The following is a 25,456-nucleotide window of genomic DNA, read 5'->3' as shown; positions in this document are numbered from 1 at the left end:
GTGACAAACATCCAGTCTACCAGTTTTGGTGACGGGGGTGATCCTGTATGCCGAGCCACAGGCCGGGCTCGGCGTGAAAGCGGGGGGCAAACCAGACCCGTTGGCTGCCGGCGTGCAGCTCCTCCGGGCCGAGGGGACGCCGGCTGAGCCGGCAGGCCCCTTGCGCCAATGCAAGGCGGGCATCCCCCTGATACCAGCCGTCGGTGACGGGCAGGGCCGTGGTTTCGCGCAGCAGCCTCACCCCCCACTGGGTCACCAGCGCCGGGCACTTCTGCTCGGCCAGCCTGGCGGCCCGGGTCATGGCTGGCGCCGCCGGCGGGGTGAGGGTGCAGAGCAGCAGCAACAGGGCTCCCAGCATGGCTGGCAGCTCGCTCCGGCGCGGCAGCATGCCTGCCAGCAGCACCAGGCCGAGCAGGGTGATGGGCGCCAGATGGCGGGGATTGTCCGGGTTCTGGCCAAACAGGGTCCAGAGCAGCAGAACGAGCCAGTAGAGGGGCCAGCAGGGGGAGAGGGCTGGATTGTGATCCTTTGAGCGTTGCCAGAGCGGCAGTACCAGCAAGGCCCCCATCAACAGGGGCCAGAGCGGGGTGAGCTGATCGTTGAAGGTATTCGCCCAGCTCAGCAGTCGATCGCCGTGGGCCGCCGCCGTATTGCCCCACAGGGTAAAGTGACCGTCGGTAAAGCGGCGCCCCTCGCTGAAATAGGCCCAGCCATCGGCCTGCCAGACAAACAGCAGGCAGGCTAGCCCCACCAGCGCGATGGGGAGCACAAATCTGACGCGCGCGCCCTTCTGTGCCATCCCAAGCCAAAGGGGCAGCAGGGCCAACACGAAGTAGGAGGGACGCAGCGCCAGCATGAGGCCCAACAGCAGACCCGCCAGCGCTATCTTGCGCTGTTGCAAGGCCAGGAGCGCGCCCAGCCAGGCGGCCAGCGCCGGCCCGTCCGAGAGGCCGGAGAGCGCCAGGGTCGGGGTGAGCGGCAGGGCCAGCACCAGTAGCCAGACCGGCGCCAGCAGGCTTGGCCGTTGCCACAATCTGACCGCGAGGGAGGCGGCGAGCGGCGCCAGCAAACTGCTACCCAAGAGGCTGGCCCACTGCACCGCACGGGCCGGTTCGTCCACCGCCAGATTGATCAGCCGCGCCAGCCAGATAAAGGCGGGGTAGCCCGGAAAGTGGGGGGAGAACTCCAGCACGCTGAAGCGCACTACCCCGTGGGCAAAGTTGAGGGCATCGTCGGAATCGAGCGCCACCGGGAAGGTCAGCAGCCAGCCGAGCCAGGCCAGTTGCAGCAGGGCAAGCAAGTAGGGTCGATTGGCGACGCGTAATCGGCCGTGGTGATCCCTCCCTTCTCCCGCAAGGGAAGAAGGGGGCAAACCGGCGTCCGGGTGCATCTATCGGCCGGCCGTGCGTAGGGTGGGTAGCGCGCAGCGAAACCCACCGTTTGTCACAGCGAGGTGGCGCAATGATTGGCTGGTGGCTATCAAAGTGGCGCCAGCACGGCCATCAGCGACTTTTCGGCTTCGGCGAAGGCGGTGGCATCGGCAGGCTTGGCGCCCACCCCGAACACCCCCGGATTGCCGATGGCATCCAGCACTCTGGCCAGTGCCTGTTCGGCGGCCTTGCGATCCCCTTCATTGAGCGATGGGAGGATCAAGTCGAGGAAGCGCTTGCTCTTGACAACCAGCACCTTGGCGGTCTGATAGTCGCCAAGGTTCTGGCTGGCCCCCTCGAGGCGGCGCTCGATCTCAGCCTTGTAGGCCCGGTTGAGCAGGGCCGCGGTAGCCGCGGCGTCTTTGGCCTTGATGGCGGCCGCCAGCGGCGCTTGCAGCTCGACCTTGTGGTGCTGTTCCAGATAGGTCAGCTCCTCGGCGATGTCGCTCAAGGTGGCGCTGGCATCCTTGCCGTCAGTGGCGGCGCCCAGCAATGCTTCGCGGGCATCGATCAGCGGCTCCTTGCCGGCGGCGGCGTAGGAGTAAGCCTCAACCTGCCCCATGTTGGTCAGCAGGGGCCCCGTCAGCAAAGCGAGGGCGAGTAAACCCGGGCGGATGGTCATCCTGTTCTCCTTGTTTGCTTATGGCGCGGCACTCAGGCCACGCTCTGGGTCTCGATCACGGTATTTTCGTTGCGATGATTGAAGGTGTTGCGGCGTCTGTCCACCTCCCTCGTTCACCACATTCAGGGGCCATCAGGCCACGCTCTGGGTTTCAATCACGGTATTTTCGTTGCGATGATTGAAGATGGCGTGACGTCTGTCCACCCCGTCGATCACCATGTCGGCGGCCATCATCCCCATCTCCATGGCGGTGTCGGTGAAGATGTAGCGGAATGTCCCCTGACGGCCGGTCATGATGAGGTTGGTGATCGGCATCAGCGCCTTGATGGCTTCGTTGCGACGGGCCTGATAGCCCAGATCCATCAGCGGATAGGCGTACTCACTGCGGGCCTCGAAGGTCTCGTCGCCAAGCTTCTGGGTGTCGACACCGAGGCCGGCGAGATCGGCAGTGACCCGGCCGCGCAGATCAGCGAGCGGTGCCTGCCAGGTGGCATCTCCCGGGTTGCAGGGGATCTCCAGCATCACGGAGGTCTGGCCTTGGGGCGCCATAAAGGGGCTGCGGCGGCGCGGCTCCTGCAGGCGGGTCGCCAGGATATGGGGGTCGGAGAGGTACTGCCAGGTGTTGTCCGACAGGTTCTCCTGTTTGAGCGGCATATTGACGAAGCGAAGCGACCGGTAGTGCAGATCGCACGGCAAGCCCAGGTGCTGGCAGGTGAGCGGCAGCGGCAGGGTGGAGATCACCTGATCAAAGCGCTCGCTCTGCTCCACATTATTTTGTGACCAATAGACCCGTTCGATGCGGCCATCAGCCTGCTCGAGGCGGGTGATGGTGGCGTTGGTCTTGAGTTCGACTCCCTCTGCCATCAGCCGCTCCCCCAGGGTGGTGAAGATCTGGCCGAAGCCGTACTTGGGATAGCGGTACTTGCGGGCATAGGTGCGCACCGAAATGCTGCCGTTGCGCCTTGGCAGCAGGCGGCGCGCCACGTCTTTGAGATCGATCAGGCTGATGCGCTGGCCGGCCCAGTCGGCGGAGAGCTGGTCCGGGTTGATGCCCCAGAGCTTGCCGGTGTAGCCCTCGAAGAACTGGCGGTAGAGGGTGCGGCCGAAGTGGCTCTGGATCCACTCGGCAAAGCTCGCCTTGGCAAAATCGGTGGGCTTCTTGGCAAAGGGCAACAGCAGCAAGTCTTTCAGCGCACCGGCCATCAGGGCCAGTGGCGCCGTCTTGAGCAGGTTGGGCAGGTTCAAGGGGTAGTCATAGGTGCGCCCGCCAAAGCGGATCACGCTCTTGCGCTCGGCGTGGAGCAGATCGTCCCCCATCAGCTCGTCGATAAAGGCCAGCAGCTCGGGGTTCTTGGTGATGAAGCGGTGGCCGCCGTAGTCGAAGCGATACTCGCCGTCGCGCCCCTTGAAAGTCTGGGTGGCGCACATGCCGCCCACCACGCTCTCCTGCTCGAACAGGGTGACTGCAAAACCGGCCTGGCGCAGGCGCCAGGCGGCCATCAGACCGGCAGGGCCGGCGCCCAGTACCGCAATGTGTTGTGTGTTGTTGTCGCTCATGACTCTGTTATCCGAAAAGCTGACCAAAAGAGAAGACGTTGAAAAGGCGGCCCCGCTGAGCCGCCTTGTCATCCGCTGCCGCGCTGGGCGATCAGCGCTGGGGCTGGGGACGATAGTTGCGATGCCAGACGGTGACGAAGATCACCAGGTAGCTGGCCCAGGTCAGCAACTGCAGGCCGGCTGGTGAGGCATTGTAGCCAAACAGGGCGCGCAGGAAGGTACCAAATACCCCCTGATCGTCGAGAATGTGACTGATGTTGAAGACCGGCGTCGTCCAGAAGGTGATGAGCCCGGCTGCTTGCAACATGTTGACGGCGGACGACAGCAGCCCGGCGGCGATGATGATGATGAGCAGGCCGGTCCAGCGGAAGAAGGGGGCCAGCGCCACCTTGCGGGTGGAGCGCAGCAGCCCCCACACCAGCACCACCGACAGCAGCAGGCCGCCCAGCGCTCCCATCAGCCCCTCGTGCAGATCCACCCCTTGTCCGGAGTAGACCAGGGCCGAGAAGAACAGCACGGTTTCAAAGCCTTCGCGCATCACCGCCAGGAAGGCGAGCAGCACCAGACCAAACAGGTTGCCGCCGTCGATGGCGGCATCGATGCGCGCCGTCATGGCCCCCACCTGGGATTTGGCCTGCTTCTGCATCCAGACCGCCATGTAGGTGAGCACCAGGGTGGCGAAAATCAGGATCCCCGCCATCAGTAAATGGTTGTAGCGCTCGCTCTCGAACTGGCTCACCACCACCTGGAACAGGAAGGCGACGACGAGGGAGGCAAGCAGACCCAGCCCCACCCCCAGATAGACGAATTTGTTGTAGCGGCTCGCCCCCAGCTTGGCGAGGTAGGAGAGGCAGATGCCGACCAGCAGGAAGGCTTCCAGCCCCTCGCGCAGGGTAATGAGAAAACTTGCAAACATCAGGATTGAGGCTCCGTAGCGGGCGTGACGGGGAGAGGCGGCAAGGTGAGTTGCAGCCGATTGAGTAGCACTATGGGTGGCTCCGGCAAGCTCGGCTCGGCGGCGCGCACCGCATCATTGACCCACTTGGGGTAGGTGCGGAAATTGAGTTTGATATCGGCCTTGAAGGGCCCTTGGGCATCTGCGGGCAGCGGCCAGGCTTCATCGCGCCAGCCATCTGCCGGGATGCGGGTATCTTCCAAGAGCTTGGCGTAGCGCCAGAACTTGAGCCCCACCGGCTTGCCCTCGGCATCGCCGAACACTTTTCTAAATAGCCGCGCATCGTCGGGCACGGCGCCATCCACCGGCTGGCCGCTGACAAGCACCTGCTTGCCGCTGGCATCGGTGACGGTCAGCTCCAACCAGAGTTCGCGGAAATCGGCGACCCCGGTGGGCAGGGCGTGGCCGGCGCCGGTATTGGCGACCCGCACCACCAGCTGCGGGCTAGCGGCCCCCTGCTCGATACGGGCCGAGAGGGTGGCGCTTGAGCGCAAGAGGGCCAGGCTCTCCTGCTCGAGGGTTGCACTTCTCAGCCCCACCAGCTGGTGCTGGGCGCCGGTGAAGTTGTGGCGGTAGAGCCGTTCTTTCACGGTGCCGTTTTCGGTGGACTGGCCAGCCACCGGCGCGCCGCCGTTGCCCGGTTCGGGGTTCATGTGGCAGTCGATGCAGGTGCGCCGCTTGGCAGGATCTTTGGCTTTGGCGAAGCTGGAGTTCTCCCACTCGTCCCAGGTGTTGACGATGTTGGCGCCGGTACCGGGGGCAAACTCGTTGTGGCACGACTTGCACAGTGCGGCGTCGCGGTAGAAATCCTTCTGGTAGGAGGCCTTGTGCATGGCGGGGCGGGCGTTGATCTGCCGCTCGGCCAGCCAGTGCTGGAGGCTGCCACCGGCGGCATCCTCGAACACATAGCTCTCGCGGTCTTTCAGATTCACGGTAAAGGCGCTGTTGCCGCCGGCATCCTCGAGCCGGGTGATGCGATGGCAGAGCACGCAGCCGGTGCCTTCTTCCACCACGGGCTCGCCTGTTTTGTGGGCGGCAATGAGCGAGGCGCCGCCCTGCTCGAACATGTGGGATCCCTTGGGCAGATCCTGCTGACCGTTCATCACCTGCTGGGGCATGTGGCAGCCCTGGCACCACTGGCCGAAGGCTTCGCCCTCGGTTTCGCGAGCCAGCGCCTGCACCACCTTGTAGTAGGGGTGGGAGTTGCCCATCAGCCGGTGGTTGCTCTCGCTCCAGTCCTGGAATGCCTGTTGGTGGCAGTTCTGGCAGGAGGCGGAGTTGAGCCACTCCCTGGGATGAGTGGTCGGTGCCTTGGCGGGATCCGTGCGCGGGGCATCGAGCCGCAGCCAGTTGGCAAGATAGGGGAGGTTGCCATCGGCGGTGACGAAGGCGTGCAGATCTTCCATCATCGCCTTCACCTCGGGTTGGGGCTTGGCGGGGTCGACCGGCTCGGCCCCATCGCGGGTGTCATGACCCATGCCGCCCTGGGTCTGCTGGGTCATGCGCAGGTATTCGCCGATAAAGTCCCCCGCCACCATGTTGGCGAGGTTGGCGTGGCCGTTGATGGCGTTGTCACCGCTCGGCTGGCGGTGGGCGGCCATCAGATAGCGGTTGGTGAAGTTGAACCCGTCCAGATGGCAGGAGTTGCAGCTCATCCAGTTGTCCCCCGCCATGGGGAAGCGGCTGTTGGCGGCAGTGTTGCCCAGGTTGAACAGCCGCTCGCCGCGCTGAAGCGGCTCGGGGCGCGGATCCGTCTCTACCAGTTTGGCGAAGTGGGGCAGATCCACGGTGACCCGGGCAAACGGGCCGCTGCCACCGGTGTTGAGGCGGGTGAGATCCTGCCCCATGACGTTGTGCACCAGGATGTGGTCGCCATCGATCAGCAGATCGCGCGGATTCTGGCCCGGCAGGTGGCGAAGGAGCTGGGTCGCCTTGGCACCCCCCTGGAACTTCTTGCGGCGGTGGCGGTTGCTGTTCTGTTTGCCGCTGCGCGACAGGTCGAACACCAGTAGATCTTCCGAGCCCGCCAGGGTCAGATAGACCCGCTTGCCATCGGCGGCGAAGCGCGCCGCAAACGGGTTGGAGACGATTTGGCTGCGGTTGCCGACGCTGGGCAGGTTGATCTGCAAAAAGAGCTGCTTGCGCTCGTCCACCCGCTCTTTCTCTTCATCCAAATCGATGATGGAGACGGCCGGGAAGACGGTGCTCTGGAACTGGAAGGGGTGGTCGAAACTCCACAGCACGTGGGGCAGCCAGGCTTCGCTACCATCGGGGGAGAGGGCGATGCCATCGAGCAGGCGCGGCAAGCCCTGCGAGTCGCTTGGGGTGTCGCTGTGGGTCTCGGCCAGGGTGATGAGTCTGGGCTTGGGCAGGGCAGCACTCTTCGCGTCCTTCTCAAGCTTGGCGAGATCATAGATGGCGAGCTGGCCGGTCATGGCGTGGGTGAGCAGCAGGCGATCATTGTCGGTCAAGGCCAGTCCGCGCGGGGTCTCGGCCGTGGCCATATCCAGCTGCAGCTTGCCCGCCGTGTCATAAGCCTGCAGGCGAGCGGATTCGAACAGCGTGACCCAGAACCACTGCCGCTTGGCATCGAAAATGACCCCGTAGGGGCGATGGCCGGTGGGGATCGCCTTGTCCAGGGTGAGATCATCATCCAGCAGCAGCAGGCGATCGCCGCGATAATCGCTCACCAGCAAGGTGCCGTCATCGGCGCGGGCCAACTGGCGCAGATCGCCACCCAGCTGCACCTCTTTGAGTCGCTTGCCGCTATCACGCTCAAGCAGGGTGATCGAGCCGGCGCTCTGGTTGGCGGTAACAAGGCGCGGGGCGTTCCCCTCGTCATAGGCAATCATGGCGGCGCCCATCTCCTGGGCCGAGGCGGTCCCCAGCAGCAGGGTGGCCAACATCAGGGATAACAACAACTTCAACATAAGATCAGGTGCGCCATTTCAAGATGGTCCAGCGCCAGGCGTGACGCAGCACCAGGGGAGTCAACGCGAGCGCGCTCAGCCAGTGGGCCCAGCTGGCAAGGTTGCCCATGCCATCGCCCGGGGTGCCGTGCAGCACCAGCAGCAGCCCGCTGGCCAGACATACCAGCAGCAAGGCTTCGATGATGCGGCCGGTGGTGCGCAAGAAAGGCTTGCGGCTTTTGCGCAGCAGGCTGCGATGGGAGAGCCAGAAGGCGCCGAACAGCAGGGGAAACAGGGTGAGCGAGAGGGCGACGTGCAGAAACAGGTTCCAGCGTGCCAGCGACCAGAGCGGGGTCAGCGGTTCCCACAGCAGCAGGCCGGAGAAGAACATCAGATAGAGGGAGCCCTCGGCGGCCTGATGGTGATAGGCCAGCCACTGCCAGCAGTGTCGTGGTGAGAGGGAAAGGCTTGTCATAGGTGCTCCAACGCCCGGGCAGTGCAGCCCGGGGGAGCAAGTTTACAATGCAGGAAAGGTAATGAAAAGAGTTATCAATTCCGCTCTTGATGAATAAAGGCTGAATGAAAACCGGCGCTATTTGTGGTCCGCCAGCCGCTCGGTGACCGCGTAGATGAGCGCCGCGGTGGAGAAGGCGAGGAACACGATCACCGACCACTTCATCTCCACCTCGTTGCCGACCCCGTCGTCCAGGAAGGCCTTGAGCACTTCAATCCCGGCAATGGTGACCAGGGAGTTGATGACGATGAGCTTGAGGGAGGCGAAGTTGATCTTGCTGAGCCAGTTGTTGCCAAGCGCCTCGCGCTGCTCCTGGGTCTGGATGAACTGCACATAGCCGCAGATGGAGACCAGGATCAGCATCTGTGCCACCAGCACGAAATCCACCAGGGTGAGTACGCCGGTGATGAGGTCCATGTAGTGAATGCCCACGATGTCGATGCACAGGGCATAAAGCAGCATGGCGAATTTCACCATCAGCAGAGCCACGCAGACCAGAATGCAGACATAGAAGGGGAACATCATCAACCGGCTGCCATTGAGCATGAAGTTGAAACGGCGCATGAAAACTCCTGAAGAGGGTGAGGTTGCGCTGATTATGGCGCGGATCCGCCATCGAGGGCATCCCTGTTTGCGCACAGAGGGCTGATGGCGGCAGAGAAAGGGGAAACGAAAAAAGCCCAGCCATAAGGCTGGGCTTTCGAATGTGGCTCCCTCGACAGGACTTGAACCTGTGACATACGGATTAACAGTCCGCCGTTCTACCGACTGAACTACGAGGGAATTGGCTCCTCCTACTGGACTTGAACCAGTGACATACGGATTAACAGTCCGCCGTTCTACCGACTGAACTAAGGAGGAATTGCCTGTCTCGTCGAGACGCTGCGGATATTAATGGCCCATCCGCCGGGTGTCAACCCGCGATCCGCTGCAAAAAGGGGATTTTGGCCCGTTTGCCCAAAACTTGGCCGCTGTGGACTATTTTCAGCACAATCAGCAGCTTGGCGCTGCCCTCTCGGGCTCATCGAGACGGCTCAGTGGCATAAGGAGGGGATGGATGAGGATATGCTGATGCTCGGGATGGCATGGTGCGGGATGAGCAGCTGCCTTATGGCCGAGCAATGGCAGATATAAAGGGGGGAGAGACAGGGCATGCATAAGGGCGGGATAAATTGGTTAGCAGGCGAAGTGAGTGTGCTGCGTAATGGTGAGAAAAGTGGTCGATATGCTGACAATAAACGCTAATTCTGCGTGGTAACGGCCATTCATTGATCCCGCCCATCGAAATATTTCATCGGCTGGGGTATGGTTGGCCAGGATACCATCGCCGTGTCGACAGCTCTGCCGGCCCTTGATGATGATCGGGCGCCGGTTCAATCCGGCCTTTATCTCCCTCTTCTGGTATTACGAATACATGCACAACCAAGCACCTTTGCAAAGCGTGAAGCTGGCCATTGCTTTACGCCAATCCTGTATTGACGAACCCTACAGCGTTCCCCGTTTCGGCCGCGACCTGATCGCCGGCATCACGGTCGGCATCATAGCCATTCCGCTGGCCATGGCGCTGGCCATCGCCAGTGGCGTGCCGCCGCAGCACGGTCTCTATACCGCCATCATCGCCGGCATCGTGATCGCCGTGACCGGTGGCTCCCGCTTCTCCATCTCGGGACCGACTGCCGCCTTTGTGGTGATTCTCTATCCGGTAGCCCAGCAGTTCGGCGTGGGCGGCCTGTTGATGGCGACCCTGATCTCCGGCTTCTTCCTGGTGGCCATGGGGGTGGCCCGGCTCGGACGCCTCATCGAGTACATTCCGCCTTCGGTGACCCTGGGCTTCACCGGTGGTATTGCCATCGTGATTGCAACTCTGCAGATCAAGGATTTCTTCGGCCTGCACGTTCCCGAGATGCCGGAAACCTACATCGGCAAGGTCGAGGCGCTGGCCCATGCCCTGCCCAGCTGGCAGTGGGGGGATACGCTGGTCGGGGTTGCGACCCTGGCGGTGCTGCTGCTCTGGCCGCGCCTGCGGCTGCCGGTGCCCGGCCATCTGCCCGCCGTGCTGGTGGGGGTGGGCCTTGGCTTTGGCCTGCATCAGTTCGGAGTGGATGTGGCCACCATCGGCAGCAAGTTCAGCTATACCCTGGCCGACGGCAGCCAGGGCATGGGGATCCCGCCCATCGCGCCGACCCTGGTGATGCCCTGGGCTCTGCCGGGGCCGGATGGCTCGCCGGTGGAGTGGAACCTGGCCGCCATCGAGCGCCTGTTGCCCGCCGCCTTCTCCATGGCGATGTTGGGAGCCATCGAATCCTTGCTCTGCGCCGTGGTGCTGGACGGCATGACAGGTCGCAAGCACAGCTCCAACGCCGAGCTGGTGGGGCAGGGGCTTGGCAACATCGTTGCCCCCTTCTTCGGCGGCATCACCGCCACCGCCGCCATTGCCCGCTCCGCCGCCAACGTGCGGGCCGGGGCAACTTCTCCCATCTCCGGCATCGTGCATGCGCTGGTGGTGCTGGCGGCCATCCTGGTGCTGGCGCCCTGGCTCTCCTGGCTGCCGCTCTCGGCCATGGCGGCCCTGCTGCTCATCGTCGCCTGGAACATGAGCGAGGCGCACAAGGTGGTGGAGCTGATCCGTCGTGCACCCAAATCCGACGTGCTGGTGCTGCTGGTCTGTCTGTCGCTGACCGTCATCTTCGACATGGTCATCGCCATCACCTTCGGGGTGATCCTCGCCTCCCTGCTGTTCATGCGCGAGATTGCCAAGATGACCAAGCTGCACGATCTGGCGGATCACAAGCGCTACGCCCATGAGGTGCCGGAGCAGGCGCTGCTCTACAAGATCAACGGCCCGCTGTTCTTTGCCGCTGCCGAGCGGGTGTTCGGCGAGCTGGTAGCCCAGGTCAAGGGCCACAAGCTGCTGGTGTTGCAGATGGAGGCGGTCTCCATCCTGGACGCCGGCGGGCTCTCCGCCTTCCTGCAGTTTGAAAAGCAGATGGCCAAGGCGGGGGTGCAGCTGAGGGTGGCCGAGCTGCAGTTCCAGCCGCTCAAGACTCTGGCGCGTGCCAAGGTGCGTCCGGTGCCCGGTCAGCTTGAGTTTTACGGCTCGCTGGAAGAGGCGCTCAAAGGCGAGCACTTGCACGAAGCGACCGGAAATTGATGGAAAGGGATACGAAACGGCATGTTTTTAGTCACTTGGTTCGGATAATGAGCAAACGAACGCAAAAAGTGAAAAATTGCATTGACCGCATGCCGTCGTATCCCGTACATTACGCCCCGTTCCAGCGCAACAGCGCAGCGAACATCGTGCTGGCTGAGCACGTTAAACAGCAGACCAAAATTTGGTGAGGTGTCCGAGTGGCTGAAGGAGCACGCCTGGAAAGTGTGTATACGGCAACGTATCGAGGGTTCGAATCCCTCCCTCACCGCCAAATAAAGTAAAAGGGCCTGTCGCAAGACAGGCCCTTTTACTTTATCCGGTGACGGGCGGCTTGGTTCGAGCCCTGGTTCGACAGGTGGGCAGGATAGCCCATCTGGACGGCCAGAGGCCGCCCGCAGTGCGAGCGCCAGGGATGGCGTGAGTCAATCCCGACCCATCGCCCATATTGAAGAACCGACCTGATGGTCGGTTTTTTGTTTTGGGCGCAGCCATATCCGTGCTCGCCACCAATTGGCAAAGGCCCCGTCGCAAGACGGGGCCTTTTTGTTTATCAGAAGGCGTGTTTACCAGGATAGGGTTTGTCACCTCGCAGCGGCCAGCCTCAGCCGTGCGGTTCCACTACCGTCATGGTAAAGCGCAGCACGCTGTCGCCTGTGTTGCGATAGGCGTGGGGCAGGTCGGTGCGGGCCACGGCAGAGCAGCCCTGAGTGACGGCAAGCTCGCTCTCTCCCAGCTGCAGTTGCAGGGTACCCTGCTCAACATGAAACAGCTCCACCGTGCCGGGCGGGTGGCCGTCAGAGTCAAACTGCTCGCCGGGGTTCAGCTGCCAGTGCCACAGCTCTATCATGTCCGGCCCCCGGGTGCCGGCCAGCAGGCGGGCCGAGCCGCCGAGCGGGCCCTGCCACAGGGTCGGGATGGCTTGCGGCTCGATCAGGTGCAGCGTCGGGGTGCTGGCCACGTCGACGATATCGGCAACCGATACCCCGAGCGCGGCGGCCAGCTTGCACAGGATGGCGATGCTGGGATTGGCCGCTCCCTTTTCGATTTCGACCAGCATCCCCTTGCTCACCCCGGCCCGGCGTGACAGCTCATCGAGCGACAGTCGGCCCTGTTGTCTGTACTCCTTGAGCCGGCGGGAGACGGCGGCGGTGACATGCCCCACGTCGGCGCCGGCATCGGTCGTTATATTGACTCTCTTGGTCATCGGTCATTATCATGAAATAAAATAGTCGATATAAGGATATTCCATGAGATCGGTACAACCGTCAATCGATCCCGCGCTGGCGACGCTGGCCCCGGGATTTCGGGCTATCAGCATCACCCTGCAGACCGACGAGATTGCCAATCCAGCCATCGCCGCCGATGAGCTGGCGCAGGCCTGCCAGCGAGTTCTATACGACCCCGCGCCCTGGACCGAGGCGCATCTGGCCGCCTGGGCCGAGGTATTCAAGGGGTTTGGCGCCAAACCCCAGCGTACTCCCTGTTCGGCGGATGCCCTGCGCAAGCGGGTGCTGCGTGATGGCGCCCTGCCGAGCATCGATCCCGTGGTGGATCTCTACAACGCCATCAGCCTCGCCTATGCCCTCCCGGTCGGCGGGGAAAACCTGGCCGCCTATGTCGGGACGCCCCGGCTGGTCATTGCCGATGGCAGCGAAGCCTTTGACACCATGAAAGAGGGGGCGCCTGCGCAGGAGTGCCCGGAGGCGGGCGAGGTGATCTGGCGCGACGATCTGGGCGTTACCTGCCGGCGCTGGAACTGGCGTCAGGGGGTGAGAACGCGCCTGGATAGCGATGCCAGACAGATGTGGTTCATTTTGGAGAGCCTGCCCGAGATGCCGCTGGCGGCGTTGCAGGAGGCCGGTGCCAGGCTGGTGGACGGGCTGCGGTGCATGATGCCTGATGCCCGCATCGAGCAGAGCCTGGTCGGCTTCGATCTTCCTTGAACCCGGCAGCAGTGGCGCCCTTTATCCCAACGCTGAGAGGAAGGGCGTTCCTGCCGCGGTATTGCAGCTCCTGTCATAAGGAGAGGCCAACTTATTGCCTGATGACGGTATAACAGGGCCCACATCGCAGGCCCGTACCCGCTTGCTCAGGCCAGCTTCAACATCGGCATCTGGTCGCGCTTGTCGCAGTGCCTGAGATGGACCCGGCTGGTCAGGCGGGTCATCAGCTCGTAGGGGATGGTGCCTATCTTTTCGGCCACCAGTTCCACCGGCAGCCCTTCCCCCCACAGCGTCACCTCGTCTCCTACCTTGTCGCGGGCCGCCGGCCCCAGATCGACGGTGATCATGTCCATGGAAACCCGACCCACGATGGGCACCCGGCGGCCATTGATCAGCATGGGGGTTCCTTCGGGCGCCATGCGCGGATAGCCATCCCCGTAGCCCGCCGCCACCACGCCGAGGATGGTATTGCGATCCGCCACCCAGTGTCCCCCATAGCCGACCGCCTCGCCCTGCGCACAGGCGCGGGTGGCGATGAGCTGGCTCTTGAGGGTCATGACAGGGCGCAGGTCATGGTCGGCGGCGAGCTGACCGGCAAACGGTGAGGCGCCGTAGAGCATGAGGCCGGGCCGGATCCAGTCGCTGCGCGATGCCGGCCAGGCGAGGATGCCGGCGGAGTTGGCCATGGCCCGCTCGCCCGGCAGATGGGCAGAGAGGCGGTTGAACTCCTCGATCTGCAACTGAGTGGCCTGGGTATCCTGTTCATCGGACTGGCTGAAGTGCGTCATCAGATGGAACGGCTGCACCACGTTGCGACAATGGCTCAGCCGCTCGATGAAGGCAGGCAACTCCTCGGCGCGCAGCCCGAGCCGGTTCATCCCGGTATCGAGCTTGAGCCACACCTTGATGGGGGCGGGCAGACTGGCCTGCTCGAGCAGTGCCAGCTGCTCCCTGGTATGCAAGGTGGTTTGCAGTTCGTGTTTCGCCAGCAGCGGCAGCGCCTCGGCACTGAAGAAGCCTCCCAGTACCAGAATGGGCTTGGTGATGGCGTTGGCGCGCAGCACCAGCGCTTCCTCGACCCTGGCCACCGCATAGGCATCGGCCTGGGCGAGTGCATGGGCCACCGGCAGCAGCCCGTGGCCATAGGCATTGGCTTTGAGTACCGCGATGATTTTGCTGTGGGGGGCATGGCGGCGCACCACGGCGAAATTGTGCTGGAGTGCATCGATATCGATGCTGGCCGTAACTGTGTTCATCATGGGGTCGGGTGTCTGCTCGATGAGAAGTTGGCTGCTGGTTTCAATCCTGATCCGGTGATCCTGGCTGCCGCGACGAGCAAACGGGGGGTCACTGAATCATGTTGTTTTATATGCTTTAAAATGTAAAAAGATGTTATCAGTTGTTTTTTGGTTGGTAAATTATGTGGCGAATAGGAATGTGTAAATGCGCAAAATACGGGATATTCCTCTGTATAAATTTGCCTGCCAACGCTTTCTCTGGCTCCCTATGACCCAGTATTTATCACTGGTTTTGTCCCTCCAAACGGGAGGGGAATGAGGCTGTTTTGGGCTGTTTTTGATGGATGGTTGAGTGAATGCCGTGCTGATGTCGGCATTCCAGCGCCGGCCGTCGTGAGCCCGTGGCAAAGAGGCAGGGTAAAGATGGGCGCTTGATGGCAGGATAAGAAGGAGGGACCCGCCCGGCCCATGGCCGGGCAGGTCGTGGTTATACCTTGAAGAACCCGATGCCCTGGTTGAGCTGCTGGATGATGGTGGTCAGCTGGGAGGCGTCGTGATTGACGCTCTCGGCAGCGGAGACGTTCTCCAGCGACATCTGGGTGATCTCTTCCACCGACTGGGCGATGAGCTGGCTGGCGGCGGCCTGCTCGTGGAGCATGGAGCTTATCTCCTGGATCAGCTCCACCACCTTGCGGGAGCTCTGATCCACCTGGGCCATGGTTTCGCTGGACCCCTCGGTGGTCTCCCGCACCGTGCTCATGCTGTCGGAGCAGGCGTTCATCCCCTTGACCGCGCTGGTGGCCCCTTGCTGGATGGAGGTGAGCATCTCGTTGATCTCCTGGGTGGCCTGGGTAGTGCGCGCCGCCAGGGTCCGCACCTCGTCGGCCACCACGGCGAAGCCGCGGCCCATGTCGCCAGCCCGGGCCGCTTCGATGGCGGCGTTGAGCGCCAGCAGGTTGGTCTGATCCGCGACCCCCTGGATCATCACCGAGATCTGGCTGATGCGGGTGATGTCGTCAAACAGTCCTTGCACCTGCTTGGCGGAGTCGTTGACCGCCGTGGTGACCTTGAGCACCTCCTGGGAGGCGTGCTTGACCTGCTTCTCGCCGGCCTGGGCTATCTCCCCGGATTGCATCACCACGCTGTTGGCCTGATTGGCAAACGAGGAGAGTTGGGAGACGGAGGTGGTGAGCTCTTCGACTGAGGCGGCCGTGTTGGCGGTGGCGAGGGACTGCTGCTGGGAGCTGGTATTGACCTGCTCGGCCGCCGCCCCCAGTTGGGAGGCGCTGGCGGTGAGGCTTTCGGCGGCATGCTGCATGGTCGAGACGATGTCGCGCAGGCTGCGGCGGGTGCTGATCATCGCCTGCTGCATGCGGGTCAGCTCGTCGTTGCCCTCGGCCTGATCCGGAGCGGTGAGCCGGCCCTGCGCCAGTTGCTGCAGATCCTGCATGATGGCGAGCAGCGGCTGGTTGATGCTGCTGCTGAGCAACCAGCCCAGCAGCAAGGAGAGCAGCACCGAGATGGCGAGTATGGTGTAGGTGGCGGTGGTGATGTCGCTGGCAATCACGTCGCTCTCATCAAAGGCCTGTTTGCCCAGCCCCTGATTGATGTCGACCAGCTTGCTGAGCAGATCGTCCACCACCTGAAACGTGGTGGCGGCCTCGCCCTTCATCAGCTTGATGGCGCTGTCGTTGTCGTTGGCGTAACTGGCTGCCATCGCCTTGTGCGCCGCTTCCTTGTAGAACGGCCAGGCGCGGTCAAAGTCCGCCAGAGCCAGTTTCTCCGGTTCGCTCAGCTGGGTTGCCCGGTACTTGTCCAGCAAGGCGGCCATCTTCTGCTCGTGCAGATCCATATCCCTGGCAATCTTGTCCATGCCGCTTTGGGTCGGCTCGATGACGTAATCGAACAGCGAGCGGTTGTGATAGATGGCCTGCATGTTGGCGTTGGCGACATCCGTGATGGGGGTCAGGATGTTGAGGTACATGTCGTTGAGCATGTCATTGATGGTGTTGGTGTTTTGCTTGCCGTAGAGTCCGACCCCGATCAGGATGAGATTCAGCAACAGGAAGGAGACGATAAGCCGCGTCTTGATGGAGAGCTGGCGAAGTAGGTTGTTCATGGTAGCCTCATGCTTGTTTCAAGCGTCCATGCAGCGATGTCGATACTGCCGGTGTTGTTGTTATCCCGCCCTCTCAGAGCGGGGTTCCTCAATAGCGCAAAGGGACACGATTCAGGTCGCTCTGGCCTGCCATTCGGCAAACCATTTTTCAATCTGATCGACCGGCAGCGGTCGGCTGATGTAATAGCCTTGCGCCAGCTCGCAGCCGAGCAGTGCCAGCTGTTTCCAGTCCTCTTCGGTCTCCACTCCCTCGGCGACCGTCTTGAGGTTGAGCTTCTGGCTCATGACGATCGCTGAGGTCAATATAGCCAGCTTCTTGGGGCTGCTATGGGCGTCGTGCACGAATTCCTTGTCAATCTTGATCTCGGTGAAAGGACAGCGAGATAGCTGCTTCATGGAGGAGTAGCCGGTGCCATAATCATCCATTGCAATGCCGAATCCACGCAGTCTCAATCGTGCCAGAGTGCCCAGCGACATGGCGAGATTGGACATGAAAGTGGTCTCGGTGACTTCGATGATGATGGCGCTGCAGGGCAGTTGATGGGCCTGCACGATGGCGATCATGTTCTCGACCAGCTTGTCCGTTAGCAGCAGGCTGACCGGCATGTTGATGGAGCAGGTGGGGTGTTCGGACAGTGCGCCCAGGGTGGTAAGCGCCTCGCAGGTGGCATGCAGAAACTGGTAGAAGAAATCGAGCGCCAGCTGCCCCTCTTCCAGATGATGAACGAAACAGATGGGGGGAATGACCCCGTGCTCGGGATGGATCCAGCGCACCAGCGCCTCGAAGCCGTAGAGACTGGCGTCCGCCATCAGCACCTTGGGCTGCAGGAAGGGGATCAGCTGGCGGTTGTCCAGCGCCTGCTGTACATCCTCGGCGGTGAAGGTGAGCTGCATCCACTTCTTGTTTTCCCGGTGTGCCAGCGGATCGCAATGCTGCAGCATGTTGCGCAGATCGCTTTGTCGCAGCGGCTTTGACAGCACGCCGATCACCTCCAGGGTGCTGGCATCGGCGATGGCGTGGATCACGTCCAGCACGTCCCGCTCCACCCCGCTCATCACGGCCACGAACATCCGGTAGTGGGTGTTCTTCTCCAGGTTGCTGATGAGCTCGACCCCGTCCATGCCGGGCATGTTGAGGTCGGTCAGCAGCAGATCGATGCGCTCGAGCTGCTGCAGCTTGTTCAGGGCATCCTGACCATCATGGGCAACGTGGATCTGGCCGAACCCCAGCTCCTGCAGCAGGCAGGTCACTTCGTACTGCTGGGTGCGGGAGTCATCCACCACCATGGCACTGCGGCCTTGCCATTTTTCCAATGACATAATTACACGCCTCGTAGATCCGGACGGCTGAGCGTCTGGGTAATGTGGGTGAGGGACATGACTTCATCCACTCCGCCGTGGGCTATGGCCTCTTTGGGCATGCCGAACACCACGCAACTGGCTTCATCCTGGGCAATGGTGCGAGCCCCCGTGTCGTGCAGCTCCCGCATGCCGCGGGCACCGTCATCCCCCATACCGGTCATGATGACGCCGAGGGCGTTGCGCCCCGCACTCACCGCCACCGAGCGAAACAGCACGTCCACCGAGGGGCAGTGACGGGAGACCGGCGGCCCCTCTTTGACTTCCGCCAGATACTGGGTGCCGCTGCGCTGGATCAGCAGGTGCTTGCCCCCCGGCGCTATGATGGCGACCCCGGGCAGCAGGCGATCGCCGGTCTCGGCCTCTTTCACCTCCAGTTGGGAGAGGCCGTTGAGCCGCTCGGCAAAGGAGGCGGTGAAGCGGGCCGGCATGTGCTGGACAATGGCGATCCCCGGGCAGGTGGCGGGCAGGCGGGAGAGCAGGTACTCCAGCGCCTGGGTGCCACCGGTGGAGGTGCCGAGCGCAACGATCTTCTCGGTGGTGCGAAAGGAGATCCGCTCCGCCGGCGGGGAGAGCACCTCGTCGGCATTGCGCCTCGGGGTGACTGGGAGCGGGGCGGCACCGGGCAGCAGATTGCGCAGCTTGGCGCCGACGGCGCCCCGGATCTCCTGGATGAAGTCGTTGGCCGACTGTTGCAGGAAGCTCTTGATGCCGACGCTGGGCTTGGTGACGATGGAGATGGCCCCCGCCGACATCGCCTCCAGGGTGATCATGGCCCCCTCTTCGGTGAGGGAGGAGCAGATGATGACCGGGGTGGGGTGCTCGGCCATGATCTTCTTGAGGAAGGTGAGACCGTCCATGCGCGGCATCTCGATGTCGAGGATGATGACGTCGGGCCAGCACTTCTTCATCTGCTGCATGGCGAAGATGGGATCGAAAGCGGCGCCGATCACCTCGATATCCTCCGCCTTGCTCAGCATCTGGGTCAGTACCTCTCGTACCAGGGCCGAGTCGTCGACGATAAGCACCCGTATGGTCATGGCAGCTCCTTGGGCTGAAGGGGCAGGCAGCGGTAGCGGGAGGGGGCCTCCTGCACCAGCGGCAGATCCTGCTGGCGGATGATCTCGGAGTGGCCGACCAGCAGGTAGCCGTCCGGGCGCAACAGGTTGCAGAGCTGCGTCAGCACCCGGGCCTTGGTCTCGTCATTGAAGTAGATGAGCACGTTGCGCAGGAAGATGACGTCGAAGTTGCGCTCCGGATAGTCGCCGCAGGTCAGCAGGTTGAGGTTGGCAAAGGTGACCTTGCCGGCCAGCTCCGGCTTGACCCGGATCTTGCCGGCGAACTCGTCATGGCCGCGCTGAAAATAGCGCAGCCACAGATGGGGTGGCACGTGCTGGGCCCGCTCGACCGAGTAGACGGCGCGGCGGGCAAAGGGGATGACCCGGGTGTTGATGTCGGTGCCGTGGATGCTCCAGCGATCATTGATGCCGAGCTGTTCGGCCAGCACCATGGCGGCGGAGTAGGCCTCTTCCCCGGTGGAGCAGGCGGCGGACCAGATCCGCAGCGGCTGGCGGCGAGTAGCAAGCAGCTGTTCGGCATGGTGCTTGAGCCAGCTGAAGTGCTGGGATTCGCGAAAGAAATAGGTCTCGTTGGTGGAGAGCAGGTTGATGGCGAGCTGCCGCTCGTGGGGATCGCTGGACTGGTTGATCCGCTCCCAGTAGGCGTGATAGCTGGTGAGGTGCAGTGCCCGCAGCCGCTTGGCGAGCCGGGATTGCACCAGCGCCCGCTTGCAGGGGGCAAGATCGATGCCTGCCGAATTCAGGATGAAGCGGCGAAACAGATCGAACTCGCTCTGGCTGAGGGTCGGGGTGAGCTCGGCGGTGAAGGGAGGCGCCACCATGGTCAGCCGCCCTGTTCCGGGGAGAACTGCTGCTCGGTGGCCGCCTCGGCCATGGCGCTCAGCTCGGCGATGGAGAGAGCCCTGTGCATGTCGAGCAGGATGGCAAACTGCTGATCGATGGTGACCACCCCCTGAATGAAGTCGCCGCGGATGTGGGTGCCGAAGGTGGGGGCTGGTTCGATGGCATCGCTGCGGATCTCCAGCACCTCGCAGACCGCATCCAGCAGCATGCCGATCTCCTGCTCCTCACCGGTGCTGTTGGGCAGGGAGAGGATGGCGACGCAGGTGGTGGGCTGCAGCAGGGTCTGGCCCCGGCCGAAACGAATGGAGAGGTCGATCACCGGCACCACGGCGCCACGCAGGTTGATGATGCCCCGCACGAAGCGCGGCATCATGGGTACCGGGGTCATCCCCTCGAACTCTATGATCTCGCGAATGCAGCCGATGTCGATGCCGTACAGTTCGCCGCCCAGCATGAAGGTGACGCAGTGAAAGTGGGCGCTGGTGTCAGGGGCAAGCTTGTCTCTCATCGCCGGCTCCTAGTAGTTGGTGAACTTGCCATCGTCTATCTCTCGCTCCAGATCCTCTTCATGAAAGGGGTAGGGGCGGGAGAATGCGGACTTAGGCTTGCTGCGCCGGACAATATGGGCGCCGCCGTGCGGGGTATAGGGCTGGCGGGTGTTGCCGCCGCGCAGGGTGAACTGCTGCATCAGCTCCTGCAACTGCAGGGCGGTGGAGCTCAGCTCTTCCGAGGTGGAGCTGAGCTCTTCCGCCGAGGCGGCCGAGGCCTGCATGCCGTCGCTTATCTGGGTCACGGCGATGTTGATCTGGGAGACGCTGGCCCGCTGCTCGCGGGAGGCGGAGGCGATCTCCTGCACCAGGGTGGCGGTCTGATCGATGCCGGGCAGCATTTCACGCAACAAAGATCCCGCCTGTTCGGCGACGCTGACCGAGCGCCCGGCCAGCTCGCCAATCTCCTTGGCGGCAGTCTGGGAGCGTTCGGCCAGTTTGCGTACCTCGGCGGCGACGGTGGCAAAGCCCTTGCCGTGCTCGCCGGCGCGGGCCGCCTCGATGGCGGCGTTGATGGCCAGCAGGTCAGTCTTGTTGGCGATGTCGTTGATGACGGTGATGCGCGACGCTATCTCTTTCATGGCGTGCACCATCTCACCGACCGCCTTGCCGCTGTCGGTGGCGCTGCTGGCCGCCCGGGTGGAGATGTTCTCGGTCACCTTGGCATTGTCGGCATTCTGGCTGACGGTGGCGGTCATCTCCTCGACCGAGGCACTGGTCTGCTCGACGCTGGAGGCGAGCTCGGAGGAGGTCTGGGAGAGGGCATTGGCGGTGGCGGCCACCTGCTCGGAGGCCGAGCCGATGGCTTCCGACATGGCGCCCACCTCGTTGAGGGTGTCGGAGAGGCGGTGGGCCATGCTCTTGATTGCATAGAGCAGGCTCGAGGTGTCGTCGGCCTTGAGCTGCACAGGGGTGGAGAGATCCCCCTCGGCGACCCGGGCCACCACCTGCACCGTGTAGGAAGGGTCGCCCCCCAGCTGGCGCAATATGCTGCGGGTCACCAGCAGGGCCAGGATGAAGCAGATGAGAAAGGCGGCGCTGGCGATGGCGATGAGGATCTGCAGGTTGTCCTGATAGATGTTCTGGCTCTCATCCATGGATTGGGTAGCGAGCTCGGCATTCACCTTGACCAGATCGCTCAACAGGGAATCGGCGATGTCGAAGGTGGGGCGCCCCTTGTCCCCCATCAGCCGAAAGGCGTTGCGCTCGGGCACCCCATCCTGGCCGGGTGTCTGAGCCAGCTTCAGGATCTCGCTGGCGTACTGCTTGTAAGTGGCCCAGGCCTGATCGAAGCGGGTGAGCAGGTCCACCTCCCGCTGGGTGAGATAGGTCTTGCGGTAACTGGCCAGAAAATCCCACATCCCCTTCTCGAACTTGTCGACATTGACCAACGCCTGGGCCTTGAGATCCGTGTCGACCTCGCCGATGTAGCGATAGAGGGCCCGGTTCTGGTAGACCGCATAGATGTTGGCGTTGGCGATGTCCTTGATCGGCAACAGCTGGTTGGCGTGCATGTTGCTGACCAGCTGCACCATGGTCCTGGTGGAGTAGTAGCTGGTGAGCGACAGCACCACCAGCAGCACCATGAGGATGGAGAACGAGAACACCAGCTTTGTTCTGACTTGCAAGTTGTGAAACCAGTCCATGGTCTGACTCCGTCAATTCCGTTGATGTGCTTAAGGTTTGTGGTCAATCTCTGAGGCTGTAAAGGGCATCGGCCTGTTGCCGGAGCGCATGTTGTTCCCGCCGCCAGGCCAGCTGGATGAGCTGGGGGACGTCGAGGATGAGCGCCGGCTGACCGTTGCCCAGAATGGTGGAGCCGCTCACGTAGCGCAGGGACTTGAACAGCTCGCCGAGCGGCTTGATGACGGCCTGCACCTCGCCAATCAGGCGATCCACCACGATGCCGGCACGATGGTCGGCATAGTCCACCATCACCACGAACTCGGGTTCGTCGGCAGGGGGCAGGGCAAACAGCTCGCGCAGGACGATGAAGGGCACCCATTCGCCGCGCACGTTGATCTGGCGGGCCGGGGTGCGCAGGGCATCCGGCGGCAGATCGATGCACTCGACCATCATGTCGAGGGGGATCACCAGGGAGGCGTGATCCACCTCGATGCGAAAACCGTCGATGATGGCCAGGGTGAGCGGCAGTCTCAGCCTGAAGGTGGTGCCCAGCCCCAGCCGGCTGTCGATAGTGGTTTCGCCGCGCAGGAACTCCAGGTTGCGCTTGACCACGTCAAGCCCGACCCCCCGCCCGGAGAGATCGCTGACATCGCTGGCCGTCGAGAAACCGGGCAGAAATAGCAGTTGAAAGATCTCCTGTTCGCTCAATACCTTGCCTTCCGGCAGCAGCCCCTGGCCATGTGCCTTGGCGAGGATCTTGTCGCGGTCGATGCCGCGGCCGTCATCGCTGACCTCCACCACCACGGCGCCGGCATCGTGATAGGCGTTGAGGGTGATGGTGCCTTGCGCCGGCTTGCCGGCTGCAAGCCGAACCTGTTGCTCTTCGAGGCCATGATCGGCGGCGTTGCGCACCAGGTGCATCAGGGGGTCGGTCAGCTTCTCGACCATCGACTTGTCGATGTCGGTATCGGCGTTGCGGATCTGCAGCTGGATCTCCTTGCCGGTCTGCTGGGACAGTTCGTGCACCAGTCGCGGGAAGCGGTTGAAGATCTCGTTGATGGGCACCATGCGCAGGGTGAGCGCGTCGTCGCGGATCCCTTCCACCAGGGTGTTGACGATGGCGACTGATTCGATGAGCTCCGCATCGCCCCTCATCCTCGCCTGCAGGGTGGTGGCTGAGGTGGCGATCACCAGCTCGCCGACCCGATTGATCAGCCGATCGAGCTTGGCCGCCTCGATGCGGATGTAGTGCCCCTCCGCCCGCAGCGGTGCGGGTCTGGTCTGCTGTGGGGGGGCCTCCTGCGGCGGGGGGGCTGACTGGATGGGTGGCGCCAGGGCCGGTTCTGCGTTTGCCGCGCCGGGCGTCAGTTCGCCCCGCGCGATGCAGGTCGCTTCCTCTTCGCTCAGCGCGCCGGCCTGCACCCAGCGTTGCAGCTGGGCCGCGAGCGGTTCATTGCGCCAGGCCGCCAGTTTTTGCCCCTGTTCTGAAAACTGCGCCAGATCCTGATGGGGGCTGAGCAGGCAGATGAGACTGGCGTGGGCAACGAAATCAAAGGTGCTCCGGATCCGCTCGGCCGGTTCGGCGCTGAGCAGGCCAATCTCGTAGCCGAGGAAACACTCGGTGGCATCGAGCAGTTGCAGCGGGGGCCACTCCTGCCAGACCGGCTGGATGACGCGGATCTCCCCCAGGTTGCCGAGGTAGCGAATGAAGGCCAGCAGATCGAAGCCGTCCTGATAGAGGGCGGGATAAAAGCGCAGGGAGAGGTGCCAGGCGCGCCGATCCGTCTGATTGACCGGTGCGGGAGCCGGCATGATCAGCGGCTGGCTGGGCAGGGTCTGGTGCCCTTGCAGCTGGGAGAGCAGGGCCAGGATCTGCTGGGTCTCGGTCTGTTGCAGCTCGGGGTTGTGTTCGGCCCCCTGCAGCAGGTCGCGCAGTTGATCGTTGCAGGCCAGCAGCAGGTTGATGAGGTGTTCGTCCAGCGCGATCTCGCCGCTGCGCAGCCGCTCCAGCATGTTCTCCATGGCGTGGGCGAAGCGCACCAGCATGGCCAGCCCCAGCATGCCGGCCGAGCCCTTGATGGTGTGGGCGGTGCGAAACATCAGGTTGTAGGTGTCGGAGTTGGCCGGATAGGTGTCGCGATCCAGCAGGGCGTGTTCCAGATTGTCGCACTGCTCATAGGCCTCCTCGAAGAAGAGGGCGCGGGCCTTATTGATGTCCATCCGCGCGGCCCTCCCCATGGTCGGCTGGCCACAATCCCATCAGGCTCAAGACATGGCGGGCCTGGCTGCCTTCAGCGGCCTCGAGTCGCAGCTGCTTGCCCTGCTGACCGGCCTCTTGCTGCAGGATGGCGATGAGCTGGGCACCGCAGCCATCGAGCATCTCCAGCGGGGTGAGATCCAGTGTCAACACCGAGAAATTGAGCAGACCGAACAGATCATCCTGCAGATCACCCAGCGTGATGACGCTGAGCTCGCCGCTCAGGGTGGCGGTCACCGGCGTTTGTCGGGTGTCGATCGCCAGGCTCATGGCTGCACCACCTTGCAGACATCGTCCAGCAGCTTGAGCGGTTCGAACGGCTTGGTGAGCCAGATCCGGGCGCCGGCCTCGAATCCTTCCCGCTTGATCTGCTCGGAGTCTTCGGTGGTCAGCATGATGAAGGGGAGGTAGCGGGTAGTCTGCTGGGCCTTGACCCGTCTTAGCAGGGTCATGCCATCCATGCCGGGCATGTTGAGATCGGAGATGATGAGGTGTACTCGCCGCTGATCCAGTTCGATGAGGGCGGCTTCGCCGTCACCGGCCTCAATCACCTCAAAACCGGCGCTGCTGAGCGTCATGGTGATGGCCGCCCTGATCCCCACGGAATCATCCACCACCAGTATGGTTTTGCTCATCGGTCATCCTCATCGACTTCATGGGTTCCTTGCCCTTAGCGCCAAGGGCAGAGCTCGCACAGGGCTCAGTGATAATTGTTGTTCAACAGCTTGATGTTGGAGAGATTTTTATGTCATCACTGACTAATAGAGACAAATGGCGCCAGTTGTACGGGCCAGGTGGCGCAGCCGGGCCGGGAAGGAGGGGGCGGGCCACATGTTGCAAGAGGGGGAATAGGGGGGGAATGCAGATACCCTGTTGATGACAGTTAATTAATCAAGCAAGGGAGATATTTCTTGAAATAGGCAGAGGAGCCTATTCTAGAAGCTGATAATAAATATCGTTCGCGCGTCCATTCCACTTGTTTACATATAATAATACAAATATAAAGGTATATATTATCAGCCACTTTCGGCAAGGTAAAATAGCCTATGACTGGTAACATAAAGACCTGGTCAAATAGTGTGACAACGCTTTCATTCTGATTATTTAACATCACGAATTAACGGGTAATTTAAATGAATTAAATTCATTAACACGCAAAGTTACCCCCTAGTGGGTATTTTGCGGTTGGCGCTATGCTTTCTAAGTCTATGCTACATATGAAATTTTTAAATCCATGCTGATGAGTTTTCTATTTGAATAATGTTCCGTCACTTGATGGAGATCAACGCGGGGCAGGGGGGGAGTA

At 62.5% G+C, this 25,456-nt stretch carries 20 protein-coding genes and 3 tRNA genes; 3 read left to right on the top strand and 20 right to left on the bottom strand.

What is annotated here, in order from left to right; genetic code table 11:
- Window positions 1-16: 16 nt before the first annotated feature.
- From OKC29_RS18585 to OKC29_RS18545, 9 genes are all read right to left on the bottom strand, one after another.
- The gene (locus OKC29_RS18585) at window positions 17-1,300 is read right to left on the bottom strand and encodes a hypothetical protein (protein ID WP_073350612.1); all 1,284 of its coding nucleotides are present in this window, start codon (window positions 1,298-1,300) and stop codon (window positions 17-19) included.
- A 179-nt stretch (window positions 1,301-1,479) separates the two neighbouring features.
- Entirely contained in the window at window positions 1,480-2,052 is a 573-nt protein-coding gene (locus OKC29_RS18580; RefSeq protein WP_073350611.1) for a hypothetical protein, read from the bottom strand.
- A gap of 132 nt (window positions 2,053-2,184) precedes the next feature.
- Entirely contained in the window at window positions 2,185-3,609 is a 1,425-nt protein-coding gene (locus OKC29_RS18575) for an FAD-dependent oxidoreductase (RefSeq protein ID WP_162275709.1), read from the bottom strand.
- A 91-nt stretch (window positions 3,610-3,700) separates the two neighbouring features.
- On the bottom strand, window positions 3,701-4,525 hold the full coding sequence (locus OKC29_RS18570; RefSeq protein WP_039213490.1) for an FTR1 family iron permease: 825 nt from the start codon (window positions 4,523-4,525) through the stop codon (window positions 3,701-3,703).
- On the bottom strand, window positions 4,525-7,494 hold the full coding sequence (locus OKC29_RS18565; protein ID WP_162275708.1) for a YncE family protein: 2,970 nt from the start codon (window positions 7,492-7,494) through the stop codon (window positions 4,525-4,527). Before OKC29_RS18565 ends, OKC29_RS18570 begins: the two co-directional genes overlap by 1 nt.
- A 4-nt stretch (window positions 7,495-7,498) precedes the next feature.
- On the bottom strand, window positions 7,499-7,948 hold the full coding sequence (locus OKC29_RS18560; protein ID WP_011706365.1) for a hypothetical protein: 450 nt from the start codon (window positions 7,946-7,948) through the stop codon (window positions 7,499-7,501).
- Window positions 7,949-8,065: 117 nt separating this feature from the next.
- Window positions 8,066-8,551, bottom strand: coding sequence for a YqhA family protein (locus tag OKC29_RS18555; RefSeq protein ID WP_011706364.1), 486 nt, complete (start codon window positions 8,549-8,551; stop codon window positions 8,066-8,068).
- Window positions 8,552-8,694: 143 nt separating this feature from the next.
- Window positions 8,695-8,770 (bottom strand) — tRNA-Asn (locus OKC29_RS18550).
- A gap of 2 nt (window positions 8,771-8,772) precedes the next feature.
- A tRNA-Asn gene (locus OKC29_RS18545) sits at window positions 8,773-8,848 on the bottom strand.
- A gap of 493 nt (window positions 8,849-9,341) precedes the next feature.
- Between OKC29_RS18545 and dauA the strand changes: the two genes are divergently transcribed.
- Complete coding sequence (gene dauA, locus OKC29_RS18540; RefSeq protein ID WP_174892445.1) at window positions 9,342-11,138, top strand: C4-dicarboxylic acid transporter DauA; 1,797 nt, start codon at window positions 9,342-9,344, stop codon at window positions 11,136-11,138.
- A 183-nt stretch (window positions 11,139-11,321) separates the two neighbouring features.
- Window positions 11,322-11,409 (top strand) — tRNA-Ser (locus OKC29_RS18535).
- A gap of 330 nt (window positions 11,410-11,739) precedes the next feature.
- Here the strand turns inward: OKC29_RS18535 and OKC29_RS18530 are convergent.
- Window positions 11,740-12,342, bottom strand: coding sequence for a helix-turn-helix domain-containing protein (locus tag OKC29_RS18530; RefSeq protein ID WP_073350608.1), 603 nt, complete (start codon window positions 12,340-12,342; stop codon window positions 11,740-11,742).
- 43 nt (window positions 12,343-12,385) lie between these two features.
- Between OKC29_RS18530 and OKC29_RS18525 the strand changes: the two genes are divergently transcribed.
- Window positions 12,386-13,081, top strand: a complete 696-nt coding sequence (locus OKC29_RS18525; protein WP_073350607.1) for a B3/B4 domain-containing protein — start codon at window positions 12,386-12,388, stop codon at window positions 13,079-13,081.
- A gap of 146 nt (window positions 13,082-13,227) precedes the next feature.
- Here OKC29_RS18525 and alr read toward each other — a convergent pair whose 3' ends face one another.
- The 10 genes from alr to OKC29_RS18475 form a co-directional block, all read right to left on the bottom strand.
- On the bottom strand, window positions 13,228-14,340 hold the full coding sequence (alr, locus tag OKC29_RS18520) for an alanine racemase (RefSeq protein ID WP_174892444.1): 1,113 nt from the start codon (window positions 14,338-14,340) through the stop codon (window positions 13,228-13,230).
- A 466-nt stretch (window positions 14,341-14,806) separates the two neighbouring features.
- Complete coding sequence (locus OKC29_RS18515; protein ID WP_073350606.1) at window positions 14,807-16,438, bottom strand: methyl-accepting chemotaxis protein; 1,632 nt, start codon at window positions 16,436-16,438, stop codon at window positions 14,807-14,809.
- 111 nt (window positions 16,439-16,549) lie between these two features.
- Window positions 16,550-17,758, bottom strand: a complete 1,209-nt coding sequence (locus OKC29_RS18510) for an EAL domain-containing response regulator (protein ID WP_011706358.1) — start codon at window positions 17,756-17,758, stop codon at window positions 16,550-16,552.
- A gap of 2 nt (window positions 17,759-17,760) precedes the next feature.
- Window positions 17,761-18,837: a protein-glutamate methylesterase/protein-glutamine glutaminase gene (locus OKC29_RS18505; protein ID WP_029300494.1), complete on the bottom strand. Its 1,077-nt coding sequence runs from the start codon at window positions 18,835-18,837 to the stop codon at window positions 17,761-17,763.
- Entirely contained in the window at window positions 18,834-19,697 is an 864-nt protein-coding gene (locus OKC29_RS18500) for a CheR family methyltransferase (RefSeq protein WP_073350605.1), read from the bottom strand. Before OKC29_RS18500 ends, OKC29_RS18505 begins: the two co-directional genes overlap by 4 nt.
- A gap of 2 nt (window positions 19,698-19,699) precedes the next feature.
- Window positions 19,700-20,227, bottom strand: a complete 528-nt coding sequence (locus tag OKC29_RS18495; RefSeq protein ID WP_011706355.1) for a chemotaxis protein CheW — start codon at window positions 20,225-20,227, stop codon at window positions 19,700-19,702.
- A gap of 9 nt (window positions 20,228-20,236) precedes the next feature.
- On the bottom strand, window positions 20,237-21,913 hold the full coding sequence (locus OKC29_RS18490) for a methyl-accepting chemotaxis protein (RefSeq protein ID WP_073350604.1): 1,677 nt from the start codon (window positions 21,911-21,913) through the stop codon (window positions 20,237-20,239).
- 43 nt (window positions 21,914-21,956) lie between these two features.
- A complete protein-coding gene (locus tag OKC29_RS18485; RefSeq protein WP_073350603.1) occupies window positions 21,957-24,113 on the bottom strand; it encodes a chemotaxis protein CheA in 2,157 nt (718 codons plus the stop codon).
- Window positions 24,100-24,420: an STAS domain-containing protein gene (locus OKC29_RS18480; protein ID WP_060389138.1), complete on the bottom strand. Its 321-nt coding sequence runs from the start codon at window positions 24,418-24,420 to the stop codon at window positions 24,100-24,102. The genes OKC29_RS18485 and OKC29_RS18480 overlap by 14 nt, the downstream gene beginning before the upstream one ends.
- Window positions 24,417-24,785, bottom strand: coding sequence for a response regulator (locus tag OKC29_RS18475; RefSeq protein WP_043123505.1), 369 nt, complete (start codon window positions 24,783-24,785; stop codon window positions 24,417-24,419). The genes OKC29_RS18480 and OKC29_RS18475 overlap by 4 nt, the downstream gene beginning before the upstream one ends.
- Between the last annotated feature and the right edge of the window lie 671 nt (window positions 24,786-25,456).

Origin of the sequence: Aeromonas sp. QDB34 (assembly GCF_027705405.1) — a bacterium.
Lineage (GTDB): Bacteria > Pseudomonadota > Gammaproteobacteria > Enterobacterales > Aeromonadaceae > Aeromonas > Aeromonas hydrophila.
This window is presented reverse-complemented; position numbering and strand designations above follow the sequence as displayed.